Origin of the sequence: Pseudoflavonifractor sp. An85, from assembly GCF_002161235.1 — a bacterium.
In the GTDB taxonomy this organism is placed as follows: domain Bacteria; phylum Bacillota; class Clostridia; order Oscillospirales; family Oscillospiraceae; genus Enterenecus.
Genome location: NZ_NFHE01000016.1, coordinates 11,136 through 27,654, shown reverse-complemented (window position 1 = coordinate 27,654; position 16,519 = coordinate 11,136). Strand labels below are relative to the sequence as shown.

The 16,519-nt window shown below is 55.4% G+C and carries 13 protein-coding genes; 6 read left to right on the top strand and 7 right to left on the bottom strand.

The window, feature by feature from the left end:
* Positions 1 to 5 precede the first annotated feature (5 nt).
* The 6 genes from B5G37_RS08725 to B5G37_RS08700 are packed head-to-tail and all read left to right on the top strand — an operon-like array spanning position 6 to position 8,184.
* Positions 6 to 1,256, top strand: a complete 1,251-nt coding sequence (locus B5G37_RS08725; RefSeq protein ID WP_087256531.1) for a methionine gamma-lyase family protein — start codon at positions 6 to 8, stop codon at positions 1,254 to 1,256.
* 46 nt (positions 1,257 to 1,302) lie between these two features.
* The gene (gene yunB / locus B5G37_RS08720; RefSeq protein ID WP_158099381.1) at positions 1,303 to 1,959 is read left to right on the top strand and encodes a sporulation protein YunB; all 657 of its coding nucleotides are present in this window, start codon (positions 1,303 to 1,305) and stop codon (positions 1,957 to 1,959) included.
* A 25-nt stretch (positions 1,960 to 1,984) separates the two neighbouring features.
* Positions 1,985 to 4,006 (top strand): NAD-dependent DNA ligase LigA, encoded by a 2,022-nt coding sequence (gene ligA, locus B5G37_RS08715; RefSeq protein WP_087256527.1) that lies wholly within the window; start codon positions 1,985 to 1,987, stop codon positions 4,004 to 4,006.
* Between the two features lie 19 nt (positions 4,007 to 4,025).
* Positions 4,026 to 5,204, top strand: a complete 1,179-nt coding sequence (locus tag B5G37_RS08710) for an aminotransferase class I/II-fold pyridoxal phosphate-dependent enzyme (protein ID WP_087256523.1) — start codon at positions 4,026 to 4,028, stop codon at positions 5,202 to 5,204.
* Positions 5,194 to 6,117, top strand: a complete 924-nt coding sequence (locus B5G37_RS08705) for a DNA/RNA non-specific endonuclease (RefSeq protein ID WP_087256522.1) — start codon at positions 5,194 to 5,196, stop codon at positions 6,115 to 6,117. Before B5G37_RS08710 ends, B5G37_RS08705 begins: the two co-directional genes overlap by 11 nt.
* Before the next feature lie 21 nt (positions 6,118 to 6,138).
* Positions 6,139 to 8,184, top strand: a complete 2,046-nt coding sequence (locus tag B5G37_RS08700) for an ATP-dependent helicase (RefSeq protein ID WP_087256520.1) — start codon at positions 6,139 to 6,141, stop codon at positions 8,182 to 8,184.
* A 139-nt stretch (positions 8,185 to 8,323) separates the two neighbouring features.
* Here the strand turns inward: B5G37_RS08700 and nagE are convergent, their stop codons facing one another.
* The 7 genes from nagE to B5G37_RS08665 form a co-directional block, all read right to left on the bottom strand.
* Positions 8,324 to 9,847, bottom strand: a complete 1,524-nt coding sequence (gene nagE / locus B5G37_RS08695; protein ID WP_087256518.1) for an N-acetylglucosamine-specific PTS transporter subunit IIBC — start codon at positions 9,845 to 9,847, stop codon at positions 8,324 to 8,326.
* Positions 9,848 to 9,984: 137 nt separating this feature from the next.
* Positions 9,985 to 10,245, bottom strand: coding sequence for an HPr family phosphocarrier protein (locus B5G37_RS08690; protein WP_087256516.1), 261 nt, complete (start codon positions 10,243 to 10,245; stop codon positions 9,985 to 9,987).
* Entirely contained in the window at positions 10,242 to 11,864 is a 1,623-nt protein-coding gene (gene ptsP, locus B5G37_RS08685; protein WP_087256514.1) for a phosphoenolpyruvate--protein phosphotransferase, read from the bottom strand. Before ptsP ends, B5G37_RS08690 begins: the two co-directional genes overlap by 4 nt.
* A 31-nt stretch (positions 11,865 to 11,895) precedes the next feature.
* Complete coding sequence (locus B5G37_RS08680; protein WP_242962836.1) at positions 11,896 to 12,396, bottom strand: PTS glucose transporter subunit IIA; 501 nt, start codon at positions 12,394 to 12,396, stop codon at positions 11,896 to 11,898.
* The gene (locus B5G37_RS08675) at positions 12,383 to 13,249 is read right to left on the bottom strand and encodes a PRD domain-containing protein (protein WP_087256508.1); all 867 of its coding nucleotides are present in this window, start codon (positions 13,247 to 13,249) and stop codon (positions 12,383 to 12,385) included. Before B5G37_RS08675 ends, B5G37_RS08680 begins: the two co-directional genes overlap by 14 nt.
* 275 nt (positions 13,250 to 13,524) lie before the next feature.
* Positions 13,525 to 14,262 (bottom strand): copper homeostasis protein CutC, encoded by a 738-nt coding sequence (locus tag B5G37_RS08670; protein ID WP_087256506.1) that lies wholly within the window; start codon positions 14,260 to 14,262, stop codon positions 13,525 to 13,527.
* A 125-nt stretch (positions 14,263 to 14,387) separates the two neighbouring features.
* Complete coding sequence (locus tag B5G37_RS08665; RefSeq protein ID WP_087256504.1) at positions 14,388 to 16,265, bottom strand: DUF4914 family protein; 1,878 nt, start codon at positions 16,263 to 16,265, stop codon at positions 14,388 to 14,390.
* Positions 16,266 to 16,519 lie beyond the last annotated feature (254 nt).

The following is a 16,519-nucleotide window of genomic DNA, read 5'->3' as shown; positions in this document are numbered from 1 at the left end:
GTGAAATGTCTTTGGAATTTTCAGAGCAGTTGCGCACCTTGGCCCGTCAGGCCGAGGAGACGCTGAAGGAACAATTTGCCCGCATCGACGCCGTGGCAGAGGCCAACACCCTGCGGGTGCTGGACGCCTTCCGGCAGTTCCGGGTGGCGGAGAGCTATTTTGCCGGCACCACCGGCTATGGATACGATGATCTGGGCCGGGATAAGCTGGATGAAATCTACGCCCACTTGTTTGGCACCGAGGATGCCCTGGTGCGCATTGGCTTTGTCAACGGCACCCATGCCATCTCTGCGGCGCTGTTTGGCTGCCTGCGGCCTGGTGACGTACTGGTGTCTGCGGTGGGAGCGCCCTATGATACCCTGTTGGGCGTCATCGGTGTCACCGACAAGGGTACCGGCTCTTTGAAGGACTTTGGTGTGGAGTACCGTCAGGTGGATCTGACCCCGGACAACACCCCTGACCTGGAGGGGCTGGCTCAGGCGGTGTCTGACCCCAAGGTGAAAGCGGTGCTCATTCAGCGTTCCAAGGGTTACTCCACCCGGGCCTCTCTGTCGGTGGACGAGATTGGCCATATGTGTGACATCATCCGCCAGCACAACCCCAACGTTGCCATTCTGGTGGACAACTGCTACGGGGAGTTTGTGGAGGAAAAGGAACCTACTCACGTGGGCGCCGACCTGGTGGTGGGCTCTCTCATCAAAAATCCCGGCGGTGGGTTGGCCCCCACAGGTGCCTATCTGGCCGGTCGTCACCACCTCATCGAAGGGGCTGCCATGCGTCTGACCTGCCCGGGCATTGGCAAGGAGTGCGGCTCCACCTTGGGCAACAACCGCCTGCTCTATCAGGGCTTGTTTATGGCCCCTCACACGGTGGCCCAGGCTCTGAAAACCGCCGTGTTTGGCGCCGCTCTTATGGAGCAGATGGGATATGCTACCGAGCCCCACTCTTTGGCCCCCCGCCATGACATCATCCAGATGATCCACTTGGGCAATGGGGAAGGGGTCAAGGCCTTCTGTCGAGGCATCCAGTCTGGTGCGCCGGTGGATTCCTATGTCACCCCCGAACCCTGGGATATGCCCGGTTACGATTGCCAAGTGATTATGGCTGCCGGTGCCTTTATCCAGGGTGCTTCCATTGAGCTGTCTGCGGATGCCCCCATGCGGGAGCCCTATACGGTGTACCTGCAAGGCGGCCTCACCTATGAGTCTGGAAAGGCCGGCTTAATGTTGGCGGCCCAGGAATTGTTGGGCCGGTGAATGAATCAAGCCCCCGGAATCATACCATGGTTCCGGGGGTGATCCCGTGTCGGTGCCATTGCGACGCCGCTGGAAACGGTGGAAACAACATCCGGTGCAGCGTGTTGCGCTGCCTGCGGTCATTGCACTTTTGCTCGTCTGGGGAGTTTTTGCCTTTTTCTCCGAGCATTTGAGACCCATGGTGGAGACTGTGGCTAAAAGTCAGGCCACCAATCTTATCTCGGTGACGGTGTCTCAGGTGGTGGAGCAGTGTATGAGCCAGCAGGGATTAAGCTACAATGACCTGATGGAGATGCACCAGCAAGAGGAGAACGGGACTATTACGGTGACAGGGCGCACCACAGTGATCCAACAGTTGAGAAATGATATTACCCAGGCCTTAGTGGAGCAGCTGGAAAATTTAGATTCCGGCCAATTGGGAGTGCCTCTGGGCAATCTAACAGGCTGGATGCTGTTTTCGGGTTTAGGCCCCAAACTTCGGGTTACCATTGATTCCGTGGGGGATGTGGTGACCCAGGTCTACAACCAGTTTGACAGCGCCGGGATCAACCAGACCCACCACCAGGTGCTCATGGATGTTTCTGTGACGGTGCACCTGTTTATTCCCGGCGAGATCACGTCGGTCACCGTGGATACCACGGTGTGTTTGGCGGAGACGATTTTTCTGGGGACCGTACCCAATAGCTATTTGCAAACGGGATAACACAACACAAAGGAGATCAACGGATATGGATTCCTTGCAGCAAATCCAAAAGCTCCGGGAGGAGCTCAACCAGCACAATTATCAATACTATGTCTTGGACCAACCCACCATCTCCGATTTTGAATATGACCGCATGCTGCGGCAACTGGAGGAGTTGGAGCAGGCCCATCCGGAATGGATCACCCCTGATTCTCCCACCCAGCGGGTAGGGGGGAAGGCTCTGGACAGCTTTGCCCAGGTGACCCACCGGGTGCCGCTCCAGTCTCTGCAGGACGTATTCTCTCCCGAGGAACTCCTGGATTTTCACCGCCGCATTTCTCAGGGGGAGCCAGTGGAGTATCTGCTGGAGCCCAAAGTGGATGGGTTGTCTGTGGCGCTGGAATATGAAAACGGCGTGTTTGTTCGCGGCGCCACTCGTGGAGACGGCATGGTGGGGGAGGATGTGACAGAAAATCTGCGTACCATCCGCTCCATTCCTATGGTTTTGGAGGGAGCGCCGGAGTCCCTCATCGTCCGCGGCGAGGTGTATATGCCCCGTAAGACTTTTGAGCGGCTCAACCAAGAGCGGGAGCTGAGGGGGGAGCAGCTGTTTGCCAATCCTCGTAACGCTGCTGCCGGTTCCATGCGACAGTTGGATCCCAAAGTGGCGGCTTCCCGTGGACTGGATATTCTTATCTTCAATATTCAAGATGTAAATGGAATTTCCTTTACAACAGATAGCGATAGCCTGGACTATCTGCGTGGATTGCGATTCAAAGTCATTGACTATTTGAAAACTTCGGATATCCAGGAGATTCAGGAGAGCATTCAAAAGCTGGGGGATGAGCGAGAAAAGTATCCCTTCGACATTGATGGAGCGGTTGTAAAGGTAAATAACTTGACAGATCGAACCGCTCTTGGAGAGACTGCAAAATTCCCGCGTTGGGCTGCGGCCTATAAGTATCCGCCGGAGCAAAAGGAAAGTGTGGTACGGGATATTGTGGTGCAAGTGGGGCGCACCGGTGTGCTCACTCCCAAGGCGGTGGTGGACCCCGTGCGTCTGGCGGGAACCACAGTGACCAATGCCACCCTGCACAACCAGGATTTTATCACGGAGAAAGACATCCGCATCGGAGACACCGTGGTGGTGCAGAAAGCGGGGGAGATCATCCCTGAGATCGTGTCGGTGGTCACGGCTAAGCGTCCTCCCGACACCGTGCCCTATCAGCTGCCTCAGCAGTGCCCGGTGTGCGGTGCGCCGGTGGTGCGAGACGAGGATGGCGCCCACGTGCGGTGCACGGGGGCAGAGTGTCCGGCTCAGCTGCTGCGCAATCTCACCCATTTTGCCAGCCGGGACGCTATGGACATTGAGGGCCTGGGCCCAGCTGTGGTAGAGGCTTTGGTGCAGGCAGGGCTGGTGCGTACTTCGGCGGACTTGTATACCTTGCAGCAGGAGCAGGTGGCAGAGCTGGAGCGCATGGGCCAGAAGTCGGCGGAGAATTTGCTTGCTGCCATTGAGCGCTCCAAGGCCAATGATTTGTCCAAACTACTCTTTGCCTTTGGCATTCGCCAGGTGGGGCAAAAGGCGGCCAAGGTGTTGGCTGCTAAGTTTGGCTCTCTGGAGGTGCTGGCCCAGGCCAGTGCAGAGGAGCTCACCGCCATTGACGACATCGGACCCATCACGGCCCAGTATCTCACCCAGTGGTTTGCCTCTCCCCAGAGCCAGCACTTGATGCATAGCTTGGCTCAGGCAGGGGTGAACACCCTGAGTACCGCCGCGCCCGTGGGGGATCGTCTGGCGGGTCTGACCTTCGTGCTCACCGGGGAGTTGTCCCGCAACTCCCGGAAGGAAGCGGGGGCCATGCTGGAGGCCTTAGGGGCTAAGGTATCTGGTTCAGTGTCCAAAAAGACCAGCTGCGTCATTGCAGGTGAGGCCGCAGGCTCCAAATTGCGCAAGGCCAATGAACTGGGTGTGCCTGTGCTGGACGAAGAGCAGTTCCTCCAGCTGGTCAGCGAGGATGCAGGGGTGTATCAACCCATCCTGGACGCCATCACTGCAGAGAAATAGAAATCGAGGTAATGTCACCATGAAATGCAAAGTTGCCCAGCGTATGGAGGAATTCCAGCCTGGTATTTTCAATGTCTTGGATCAGCGCCGTCAACAGCGTCTGGCTCAGGGCCTTCCCGTGTATAACCTGTCCATTGGCACGCCGGATTTTCTCCCCGAGCCCCACGTGGTGCAGGCTCTGGCTCAGGCGGCTTCGGACCCGGCCAATTACCGCTACTCCCTCACCGAGCTTCCTGAGCTGGTGGAGGCGGTGCAGAACTGGTATCAGCGCCGGTACGGGGTACATCTGGTGAAGGACGAACTGATGAGTGTATACGGCTCTCAAGAGGGGCTGACCCATATTGGCTGGGCCCTGTGCGATCCTGGTGATGTGGTTATGGTGCCCGACCCCGGTTACCCCATTTTTGAAGTGGGCCCGGCCCTTTGTGGGGCTCACATTGTCCACTATCCCTTGGTGGAGGAGAAGGGGTATCTGCCGGACTTGGATGCTATCGACCCGGAGATTGCCCGAAAGGCCAAGATGATGGTGGTCTCCTATCCGGCAAACCCGGTGTGTGTCACCGCACCCGACGAGTTTTATCACCGGCTTATCGCCTTTGCCAAGGCCAATGATATCATCATCATCCACGACAATGCTTACTCGGACATCATCTTTGATGGCCGGGAAGGAAAGTCCTTCCTCAGCTATGAAGGGGCCAAGGATGTGGGCGTGGAGTACAACTCCCTGTCCAAAACCTATAACTTGACGGGTGCACGTATTTCTTTTGTGCTGGGTAATCGGGAGATAATCCAGACCTTCCGTCGTCTGCGCTCTCAGATCGACTACGGAATTTTCCTGCCTGTGCAGTACGCCGCCATTGCGGCCCTCAACGGCCCCCAGGAGAGTGTGGAGCGCAATCGTGCGGAGTATCAGGCTCGCCGGGATGCTCTGTGTGGTGGTTTGCGTTCCATTGGCTGGGAGGTTCCCGACAGCCAGGGCAGCATGTTTGTGTGGGCCCCCGTGCCCCAGGGCTATCACAACTCTGTGGACTTCTGCTTTGAGCTTTTGGAGCGCACGGGCCTTTTGTGTACACCTGGCTCTGCCTTCGGTCCCTTGGGAGAGGGACATGTGCGCTTTGCCCTGGTGCAGCCAGTGGAGCAGATGAAAAACATTGTGGCTGCTGTGGCCGCCAGCGGGATGATTGGCCATGAAAAGTAAGCGAGCTGCCACTCTGATTCTGGCACTGCTGGCCTGCCTGTGGCTGACGGGGTGTGAGAGCCTTGCCACGTTGCCCACGTCTACAGTTGAGCCCACCGCTACCACCCAGCCGAGTTCTTCTCCCACTCAGCCTGCGGAAACCATCACTCTGGATTCCATCCCGCCCTATGACCAGCAACCCTATGTGGTGTTACAGGACAATGTACCGGGATTCCAAGAGTCGGATTGGACCACCCAGGCTTTTGAAACGTATTCTCCCTTGGATGAGCTGGGCCGCTGTGGTGTGGCCTACGCCAACATCTGCAAAGAGTTGATGCCCACCGAAGAACGGGGAGAAATCGGCCAGGTGAAGCCCAGTGGCTGGCACACGGTAACCTATGATGTGGTGGATGGCAGATATCTGTACAATCGCTGTCACCTCATCGGCTTCCAGCTGGCTGGGGAAAACGCCAACAAAGAAAACCTCATCACTGGTACTCGCTATCTCAATGTGGTGGGCATGCTTCCCTTTGAAAATGAAGTGGCCGACTATGTGAAGGAGACGGGAAACCATGTGCTGTATCGGGTTACTCCCATCTTCCAGGGAGCCAACCTGGTGGCCTCCGGGGTACAGATGGAAGCCTACTCCGTAGAAGACCGGGGAGAAGGGGTGCGCTTCCATGTCTATGTCTACAACGTGCAGCCTGGCGTCGGTATCAAGTATGAGACGGGGGAGAGCTGGTTAGAGGAAGAAGCCATGCCCTCCCAAGAGGTGGGAGCTCAGTATGTGCTCAACACCAGCTCCAAGAAGTTCCACCTGCCTGGCTGCTCCAGCGTGGAGACCATCAAAGAGGGGAATCGTCAGGATTACCAGGGAAGCCGAGAGGCACTGGTGGAGCAGGGATACACGCCCTGCGGAGCCTGCCATCCCTAATATCGGTCAACGGAGTCAACTATGTCATTGAAGGAATTCTTACATACCTACCACTTGACCCTAAACCAGCAGCAGCAACAGGCCGTCCAGACACTGGATGGCCCGGTGCTGCTGCTGGCAGTTCCGGGGAGTGGTAAAACCACCGTGTTGGTCAGCCGCATTGGATACATGGTTTTAGACCAGGGGATTCCGCCCCAATCCATTCTCACCATGACCTATACGGTATCGGCAGCCCAGGATATGCGGCAACGGTTTGCCACCTTGTTTGGGCCAGAATATGCCCAGCGCTTGGAGTTTCGCACCATTAACGGGGTGTGCAGCCGTATCATTTCCTGCTACGAGCGCATGACGGGGCGGAAAGCCTACGCCTTGATGGAGGATGTTCGAGAACAGACGGCCTTGTTGGGACAGCTGTACCATCAACTGACTCAGGAGTACGCCACAGAGAGCACCATCAAGTCCATTCAGACCGCCATCACCTACACCAAGAACCAGATGCTCCGGGATGAGGAGCTGGACCAAGTGGAGGTGGATGGGGTAGAGTTTCCGGCGTTGTACCGGGCCTACACCAAGGCGTTGCAGCAACAGCAGAAGATGGACTATGACGACCAGATGGTGTACGCCCGGAAGATTTTGCGCCTATGCCCGCCAGTGCTTCGCCATTTTCAGCAGCGGTATCGCTATATCTGTGTAGACGAGGCCCAGGACACCTCTAAAATTCAGCATGCCATCATCGCCCTTTTGGCGCAAAGTCACCAGAATTTATTTCTGGTGGGGGATGAGGATCAGAGTATCTATGGGTTTCGAGCGGCGTATCCCCAGGCGTTGCTCCATTTTGAGAAAAACTATCCTAATGCCAAGGTTCTGTATATGGAGACCAACTACCGATCCACCCAGGAGATCGTATCCGCTGCGCAGAAGTTCATCGAGAAAAATGCCAACCGTCACCCCAAACAGATGATTTCCACCGGGCGAAGCGGGCCCAATCTCCGAAAAGTTTTCCTGTGGAAACGGAAAAATCAATACACCTATCTGGCCAAGGTGGCCAAGGAAGCCACCCGCCCCGTCGCCATCTTGTACCGGGACAATGACAGCGCCATTCCTCTGATTGATGTGTTCCAGCGTCAGGGGATTCCATATCGGTGTCGGCAGGTGGACTGCGGCTTTTTCTCCCATCGTGTGGTGCGGGATCTATGTAACATCATCCGCTTTGCTGCCCAGCCGTGCGATGGCACGCTGTTTCTGGATATCTATTATAAGCTGGGGGCGGGAATTAGTCGAGTGGCAGCGGTGGAGGCGGTGAATCGCTGTACCGGGGAGGGCTTGACCATTTTGGAGTTTCTCTCCCAGTGCTCCATGCTCAGTCCCTGGTCCCGAGAACAGTGTGCGGCTCTCCAAACCCACTGCAATCGTCTTCTCTCCCAACCAGCCCACCAGGCCATCTATCGCATTGTGCATTACATGGGGTATGGAAAGTACTTGGAGGAACGCGGGGGAGATCTGCATAAGGCGGAGATTCTGGAAACGTTGGGGCAATATGAGGCCACTCCTCTGGATCTGCTGAAGCGGCTGCAAGAGCTATACCGGCTGATGCGGGAGGGAGAAAGGGGAGGGGAGAAGGCCTATGTCACCCTCTCTACCATCCACTCCAGCAAGGGGCTTGAGTATTCTCACGTCATTCTTATGGATGTTGCGGAAGGGATTTTGCCCAAAGTACCCAAGGTGGGCCAGGATGAGGACCAGTTCGATCTCTACCAAGAGGAGCGACGGCTGTTTTACGTGGCCATGACGCGGGCCAAGGACGAGTTGTGGGTGCTGTCCTTTCAGGAGGAGGATCTTACCTCCAGCTTTACCCGAGAGCTATTTCCGCCTCAATTCCAAGAAGCTGTGCAGACAAGGGGAGAGCAGAGGTTCCAAACGGGAGATATGGTTCGACATAAAACCTATGGGGAGGGTATCATTCGAAACCGCGTGGGTGATATCGCAACTATATCCTTTGCCTCCGTGGGAGAAAAGCGTATGTCCATTTCCACGGCCTCTAAGCATCATTTGCTGGATACACGATAAAAGGGCTGCCCGGATAGATTCTGGGCAGCCCTTTGGCATAAAAAGATCCCTGTCCTGCTGTGGACCGCAGGACAGGGAATTTTCTGTGAGAACTAACTCACGAAAAATATGTTCTTTTTGGGTGATTTAAAGTAGAAACTTAGTGAACCAGCTTCTTGAACTCGTCAGCCACGAACTGGACCTTAGGACCAATGATGACCTGAACAGAGGTCTTGCTGGGACGGATGACACCGGCAGCACCGGAAGCCTTGATCATCTTCTCGTTGACCAGGGTGGAGTCCTTAACCTCCAGACGGAGTCTGGTGATGCAGTTGTCCACGGAAGTCACGTTGGCAGCACCGCCGATGCCTTCCAGCACGGCCTTAGCAATGGCAGTGTAGTCGTTGTTGGCCAGGACAGCGTTCTGCTCGTCCTCATCGTCGTCGTCCTCACGGCCGGGAGTCTTCAGGTTGAACTTGGTGATAGCAAAGCGGAACACCACGTAGAAGACGATAGCGGCAGCGATGCCCAGAGGAATGATCAGCAGGGTCTTCTGAGCAGCGGGCAGAGAAGCGGAGAAGATCAGGTCAGTCAGACCAGCGGAGAAGGAGAAGCCAGCGCGGAAGCCAACCACGGTGGTCACAGCCACGAAGATGCCGTACAGCAGAGCGTACACAACATACAGGCCGGGAGCCAGGAACATGAAGGCAAACTCGAAGGGCTCAGTCACGCCGCACACGAAGGAAGCGATAGCAGCGGACAGCAGAATGCCCATGGCAACCTTCTTCTTCTCGGGCTTAGCAGTGTGATACATAGCCAGAGCAGCAGCAGGAATACCGAACATCATGCAGGGGAAGAAGCCGGACATGTACATACCCAGGCTCCAGTCCACATCGGCGGTGGTCTTACCAGCCCAGAAGTTGGACAGGTCGCCCAGACCGATGGTGTCGAACCAGAACACGTTGTTCAGAGCGTGGTGCAGGCCAGTGGGGATGAGCAGGCGGTTGAAGAAGGCGTAGAGGCCAGCGCCAACAGCATCCAAGCTGGCAATGCCCTTGCCCAGAGCAACCAGAGCACCAAAGATCACGGGCCACACGAACAGCAGGATCACGGACACCACGATGGAAACCAGACCAGTGACGATGGCCACGCTGCGCTTGCCGCTGAAGAAGGACAGCCAGTCAGGCAGCTTGGTGTTCTTAAACTTGTTGTAGCACAGACCGGCGATCAGACCAGCCAGAATGCCGATGAAGGGGTTGGCAATCTTAGAGAAAGCAATGTAGTTGGTGCTGGTGGTGGAGATGACACCCTCAGCGTCCACAGGCAGCATGAAAGGAGCAACTGCGCCCACAGTGCCGGTGCTCAGCAGGTTGGTGATCATCAGCCAGGACACCAGACCAGCCAGACCAGCGGTGCCTTCCTTGTCATCGGCCATACCAACGGCAACACCGATGGCGAACAGAATGGCCATGTTGTCGATCAGAGCGCCACCGGCCTTGATCAGGAAGAAGCCGATGGAGTAGCCCAGACCAGAAGTAGCATAGCCCAGACCCTCAGCAACAGCGCCGCCCATCATGTAGGCGGGGCAGAGCCAGTAACCGATACCCATCAGAATACCACAGATGGGCAGGACAGCCACGGGCAGCATCAAAGCTTTACCGAGGCGTTGTAAAAATCGCATCATAAAATGATACCCTCCCTCAATAGATGTGCGGGCCGGATTCATCCGGCCCTCTTTGGGGGTGGCCGCCGCCCACTGCGGCCACCCAGTTACACCCAAAAAGAACGCAAGGAGTATGCAATTTTAGAAGATGCTGTGTCTTACAGATTTTCCTTCAGGAAAGTCTCCATAGCGGCAGCAGCGGCAGCCTCATCGCCACCCTCGCAGGTGATGGTGAGAGCGTGGCCCTGCTTGGCGCCCAGCTTCATCAGGCCCATGATGCGCTTGGCATCGGCGGTCTGACCGTTGACGGTGATCTTGATGTCACAGTCGGGGTGAGCACCAGCGGTCTTGGCCAGCTGGCCGGCGGGACGGGCGTGGATGCCCAGGGGATCTTGAATCACATAATTGATGGTAATCATTGGGGTTTTCCCTCGCTTTCACAAACTTTTTTTCTCAATTCCAACACCCGGGTGGGGGAGACAGACAATTCGTCGTATCCCATATCCAGGAATGTTTCGGTCAAAGAAGGATCGGCGCCCAGCTCGCCACAGATGCCGCACCAAATGCCCTCTTTGTGAGCATTCTCGGCGATCATGCGCAGCAGTCGCATGATGGCGGGGTGATGGGTATCGCCAAACTCCTCCAGCATGGGGTTCTGACGGTCCACAGCCAGGGTGTACTGAGTCAGGTCGTTGGTACCGACACTGAAGAAGTCCACGACCTTGGCCAGCTCGTCGCTGATGACAGCGGCAGCGGGAGTCTCGATCATGATACCGTGCTCCACTTCGCCCACGGCAACACCCTGCTCCTCCAGCTCCTTGCGGAACATGTCGCACATCTCACGCACGCGCTTGACTTCCCACACAGAAGCGATCATGGGGAACATGACGCTGACGGGGCCGTGAGCGCTGGCACGATAAATGGCGCGCATCTGGGTGCGGAACACCTCAGGACGGCGGATGCAGATACGAATGCCACGCAGACCCAGAGCGGGATTCTCCTCGGCATCCAGGTTGAAGTAGTCGGCCTGCTTATCAGCACCGATGTCCAGGGTACGGATCACGCAGGGACGGCCCTCCAGGCCCTCAACAACCTTGCGATAGGCCTGATACAGATCGTCCTCAGTGGGATAGTCCTCACGGCCCAGGTAGAGGAACTCGCTGCGCAGCAGACCTACGCCCTCGGCATCGCCCTTGATGACGTGCTCCACGTCGGAGGGGTTGCCGATGTTGGCAAACAGCTTGATCTTCTGGCCGTTACGGGTCACAGAAGGCTTGCCGCGGTAGGCTTCCAGTTCCTGCTGACGACGGATCAGCTTCTCACGCTTCTCAGTCATGACCTTGATGGTCTCGTCGTCGGGCTGGATGTAGTAAACACCCTCCAAGCAATCCACAACCATGGTCTGGCCGTTGAGGGACTCATCCATAGCCACGTCAGCCTTCACCAGGGAAGGAATGCCCATGATACGGGCCAGAATGGCGGTGTGGCTGTTGGCGGAACCCTGCTGGGTAACAAAGGCAAGAATCTTGTCCTTGGGCAGCTGAACAGTTTCAGAGGGGGTCAGATCCTCGGCAACCAAAATGCCGGGCTGATCCATCTCAAAGCCAGAGCTGCCGCCGCAGAGAATGTTCACCACACGGGTGGACACGTCACGCACGTCCACAGCACGAGCCTGCATATAAGAGTCATCCATAGCAGCGAAGGCAGCGGCAAAATCCTCACCAGTCTGCTTCACAGCCTGAGCGGCACTCTGTCCGTCCTGAATCATACCCTGGATGCTCTCCAGGTAGTCCAGATCGTCCAGCATCATCATCTGGACATCCAAAATCATGGCCTGCTCCTCACCCAGCTCCTTGGTGGCGTGATCCACGAGATGCTGCAGCTGAGATACGGCCACTTCCTTGGCCTGATCAAACTTCTGCTGCTCCACAGCGGGGTCGCCGCAGGAGACGGGCAGGGTAGCCTGACCCTTTCGATAGAGATAAACCGGGCCAATGGCCACACCGGGACATACCGGCAGTCCAGAACCTTGCGTCATGTTCATCCTCCTCAGTTTTTCTTCTTTTTCATTACTTCTTCAGGGTGACGAGAGGATCACCGGGCTTGACGGGGCCGGTGTGAGCCTCAACCTGAGAGAAGTTATCAGAGTTGCAAATCACCATGGGAGTAATGGTGTCGTAGCCGTCGGCCTGAATGGCTTCGCGGTCAAAGGTAATGAGCAGCTGGCCCTTCTTGACCTTGTCGCCGTTGGCAGCGTGGACGGTGTAGTGGGTGCCCTTCAGGTTCACGGTCTCCAGACCCACATGGATGAGAACCTCAGCGCCGTTGGCAGCCTGCAGGCTCACGGCGTGGCCGGTGTCGAACATCATTTCCACGGTGCCGTCGCAGGGAGCTACCACCTGAGTGCCAGTGGGGCGAACAGCAACGCCCTTGCCCAGAATCTCTTCGCTGAAGGTGGGGTCATTGACCTGGCTGATCGCAACAGCCTCGCCTTCCATGGGAGCGTAGATCACCAGATCCTCCTCTTCCGTTTTTGTGGACTTGCCCAGCAGCTTGTCAAACAGTCCCATTTTCATTCACTCCTTCTTTTCCTGTGTTGATGCGGTGTAGGTGAACGGCCAGATAGGCCTTTTGTTCCTTAGATAACTGATTGCCGCAGGCCTCCTCCAATTCTTTCGTGAGCAGCTCTGCCAGGTGATAATCCTGGGGGAACCTCTCTAAGATCAAATCGGAAAAAGCGGCATCCGGCGTATGTGAGCTACGGGGAGAGTACAGATCCAAAGCTAAGAACTTCAGATGGATGACGAACTCATCGTAGTAAATAGTAGAGCGATCAATGTGAAAGTTCTCATTGGATTCCAGCGTGTGTAACATCTGGCCCAAAGCCTGGGTTACCTTTAATGTGATGCCCAAGGACATCTCGTGTTCTGCATTGACCAAGTGAAGGGCAATGGAAGCAGCCTCATCTTGCGGCAGAGAGACATCAAAGCGCCGCTGAATCTCCGTCAGCGCATGGCACCCAATGTTGTATTCCTGAGGGTAAAACAAGCGAACTTCTGTGTGAAGGGCATTGGTAAAACCAAGGCCAGACCGGGCTCTGCGAATGGCAAAGCATATGTGGTCACACAGGGTCAGATAAATGCCTTCGTTCAGGGGGTGGTCCAGAATCTGATTGGCATACTCCACCAGTTCCGCACAAAACTCCACCTGAGGCTGGGGACAACGAGACAGCAATTCTTTCAACTGATCCAGGTTATCCGGATTTGTGATGCTGAAAATCTTCTCTACACGCGCTTGATCGATCAACTGGCCTTGCTTGACGCCAAAGCCAAGACCTCGGCCCATGACAATGTGTTCCTGTTCGGCCTCGTCCAAGCAACTGACGATGTTGTTGTTGATTGCCTTAAGCACATGGAATACCACAGTGATTCCTCCTTTGAGTAAGCAACAAAGGACGAAAAAGAGAAAAACCAGGCCTCACCCATAACAGAGAATTGGGCACCGCCCAGACACTTTGCTCTGTAATTTCGTCAAGGTGAGTCCCGGTTTTGCCCGCTTCCGCGGTAACAATCCAAGCATCTGGATAAATACTATAAAATACGCGGGAGTTTGTCAATAGGGTTTTAGGTAAAAACAATAATACCGGTCTCATCCACAAAATTGCAGGTAAATTTTTGGTGAATATTACTCGTAAAATTTTAATTTTCGCTTTCTAAAATCTGACGTGCTTTGCGCACAACAGATTCGTCCGTGTAAAAATTCTGGTACTCGCTGGCAAATGGTAGCCCCATGGGCACACCGTCCCGGCGGCACTTCATCCCGCTGTCCACGGTGCGCTTGGCAGACATGTGAAATGCATTGATCCCCGTGTGCTGACGGATGAAGTCGATGTTCTCAGGAGAGACGCCACTGCCCGCCAACAAGGTGATCCGGCCATTGGCTTGCTGGTGCATCTGAGACAGTGTCTCCACCCCCTCTTTGGCGGTGGCAGCTTGTCCCGAGGTCAGAATGGTGTCAAAGCCTAGCTGAATGGCGGTTTCCAATCCTTGCTGGGCATCCACACACACATCAAAAGCTCGGTGCAGTGTTTTACCCAGGGAGCCGGCAGCGGAAATTAGTGTGGACAGGAAAGGGACATCCAAGCTGCCATCTGCCTGCAAAGCACCCAACACCACGCCATCTACTCCCATGGAACGACACATTTCCACTTCCTTGAGCAGGATTTCCTTTTCAGATTGGGTATACAGAAAATCACCGAAGCGGGGGCGTAACAGAACACGGACGGGGACACCTAGTTGCTGCACCGCTTCGATCAGGAAGGGGCTTGGGCTGGTTCCGCCGATAATCAGGTTTCCGCACAGTTCCAGGCGAGTTGCTCCACCCGCCACTGCGGCCTGAGCGGATTCCACACTATCTACACAGATTTCCAAAGTCATGGTCTGATCCTCCGACTACAATTCTTATTACCTCTATCATATCTGAAATCCGCGCTTGGGGCAAGAGAATTCTAAAAAAATCCCCCTCTCAGCATGCTGGAAAACTGAGAGGGGGATCGTGCTCATTATTTCAGGCCCAGGGGAGTGATGGCACAGTAATCTTCCACAGTACCACGCTTTTTGAAGCATTCCAGAATTTCTTTGCCCACGGGATGAAGCTCTTCCACGTCGAAAGCTTCCAGTTCCTTGGCGAAGAAGTCGTAGAGGATCTGAGCACCCTTTTGGTAACCTTCCATACCCATCTGCTCCTGGGTCTCCGGATGGAGGAACGTGGTACGGATCTCCTGGCCGTCCACCTTCATCTCCTTCATGCAGTATCCCAGCAGGGCACAGGGAGCGGGGGCGAGACGATCCATCTTCATGTTCACGCCGCCACGGCGGGCCAAGTATTCACGGGCAATCCACTCGGCAGCAAATCCAATGCGGTACACGCCGATGTGCTGATTGGGAATGAGCACGTATTTGGTGTTGGGGCAGTTGAGGATCTGTTCCAGCAGCAGGTTGGCCTGAACCACCTTTAAGCCAGTGGCAAAGGGCCAATAGGAGCCCACGCCCTCACTGGCCAGGGGGGAGTTTCCGCTGATGCTGGGATTCTTAAAGCCGCGAGGAGCCACCAGACGCCACAGCCAAGCCAGAGCAGGGGGGATGATGTGCATCAGTCCCATAATGCCGTAGTCCGGGTGAGCGGCCGAGGAGGGGGGCATACGCACGCCGAAGCTGCGAACATCCACTTCCACGGGAGATTCCACGATATTGTCCACCATTTTGCGGGGGATAATCACACGGGGGTTGGGGCAGGGCTTCCCGGTGGAATCCATAGTGTGATCCCAGATCAGACAGGTAGCTCCAGGCACACCATCAATGTTAAAGAACATCAGGGGCTTTTTGCTCTGGATGGTAATGCGCTCGTACATGGGATCGCTGCCGTACTCGGTGATGCCGTCTACCCGGAGGAACCAACCGTCCTCACCGTCATACAAAGCCAGCTTTCCGCTACCACTCTGGAAGGAGGGGTGGCAGATGGCCATGTCATCGGTGACAGGGTGAATGGTACAGGTATCACTCATGTGCAGATAGTCTTTTTCCCCGTTTTCCAGGTTGGTACCCAGCAACACTCGGCCGTCAGGTACACGATGTACATCTTGCAGTAGCTCGCTCTTACCGCCGCCGGAAGCGCCCTCGTGCATCATCACCATCTCGTTTTCATAAGGGGTGACAATGCGGGCGGCAGAGGCGTGGGCGGTGACCCAACCCTCCTGTTCGCCAATATCCAGCAGCACACTGTAGATACCCTTCTTGGCAGAGGGGCCGGGATACAGGTTGTAGGAAAACACCTCATGGCGACCATCCACACGGTTATGCACGCACACTTGCTTGCCATTGAAGTGGGTGTGACGGAAGGGAGGAGCCACGTAGACAATGGCACGAGGCTCAAAGTTGTGGATATCCTTGGCATTGACAAAGGCCTGAAGCTGGGAGAGGGCAAAGGCGAAGAAAGCTGCATTTCTGGGGCAGACCAACAGAGCCTCGTAGCCGTACTCTTTACCACCAGCCATGAAGGGAACCAGAATCAGCTCCTGACGGGCCAACCAGCGGTAAGTCTCTGTCTTCAGTTTATCGAAGTCGTAGCCGTACACATCCCGGAAGCGAGGCTTATCCGTGGGCTGATCGTCGCCAATGCGCATACAGTCGGGATCGCGACGACGCATATAGTCCTCGGTGAAGTTTACGGCGGCACCATTTTTGCAACGAGACACCACGGCTTCCTTAACCAGCTCTCCGTTGACCTTGTAGCAGACATCCACCTGATTGGTATTGGTGTTATTGCCAAAAATCAGGCCATACAGCATCTCTTCCGTCTTGGGGATGATGATGCTGGGGCTATTGTCCAGGATTTTTTCCAAGGCGGGGGGGAGAATGAATTCTTCCAACAACACGCTCATAGACCGAAACCTCTTTTCCGTGACATAGTTTGAAATTTAACATTCTATACGTAGAGTATCAAACATGGTATTCACTTGTCAACCACTCTTTTCTTGCAAGATAAAATCTTGAACTTGCATTTTTGCAATTCTTTCATTTTTCTTCCAACAGTAGATAACAATAGCAGACTAAAATTTACAGAAACCGGCGAGGTCTGACAACTTTTTATCTGTAAAATGAATTTCTGGCTGTTTTTTCTACATTGGGGCAAACA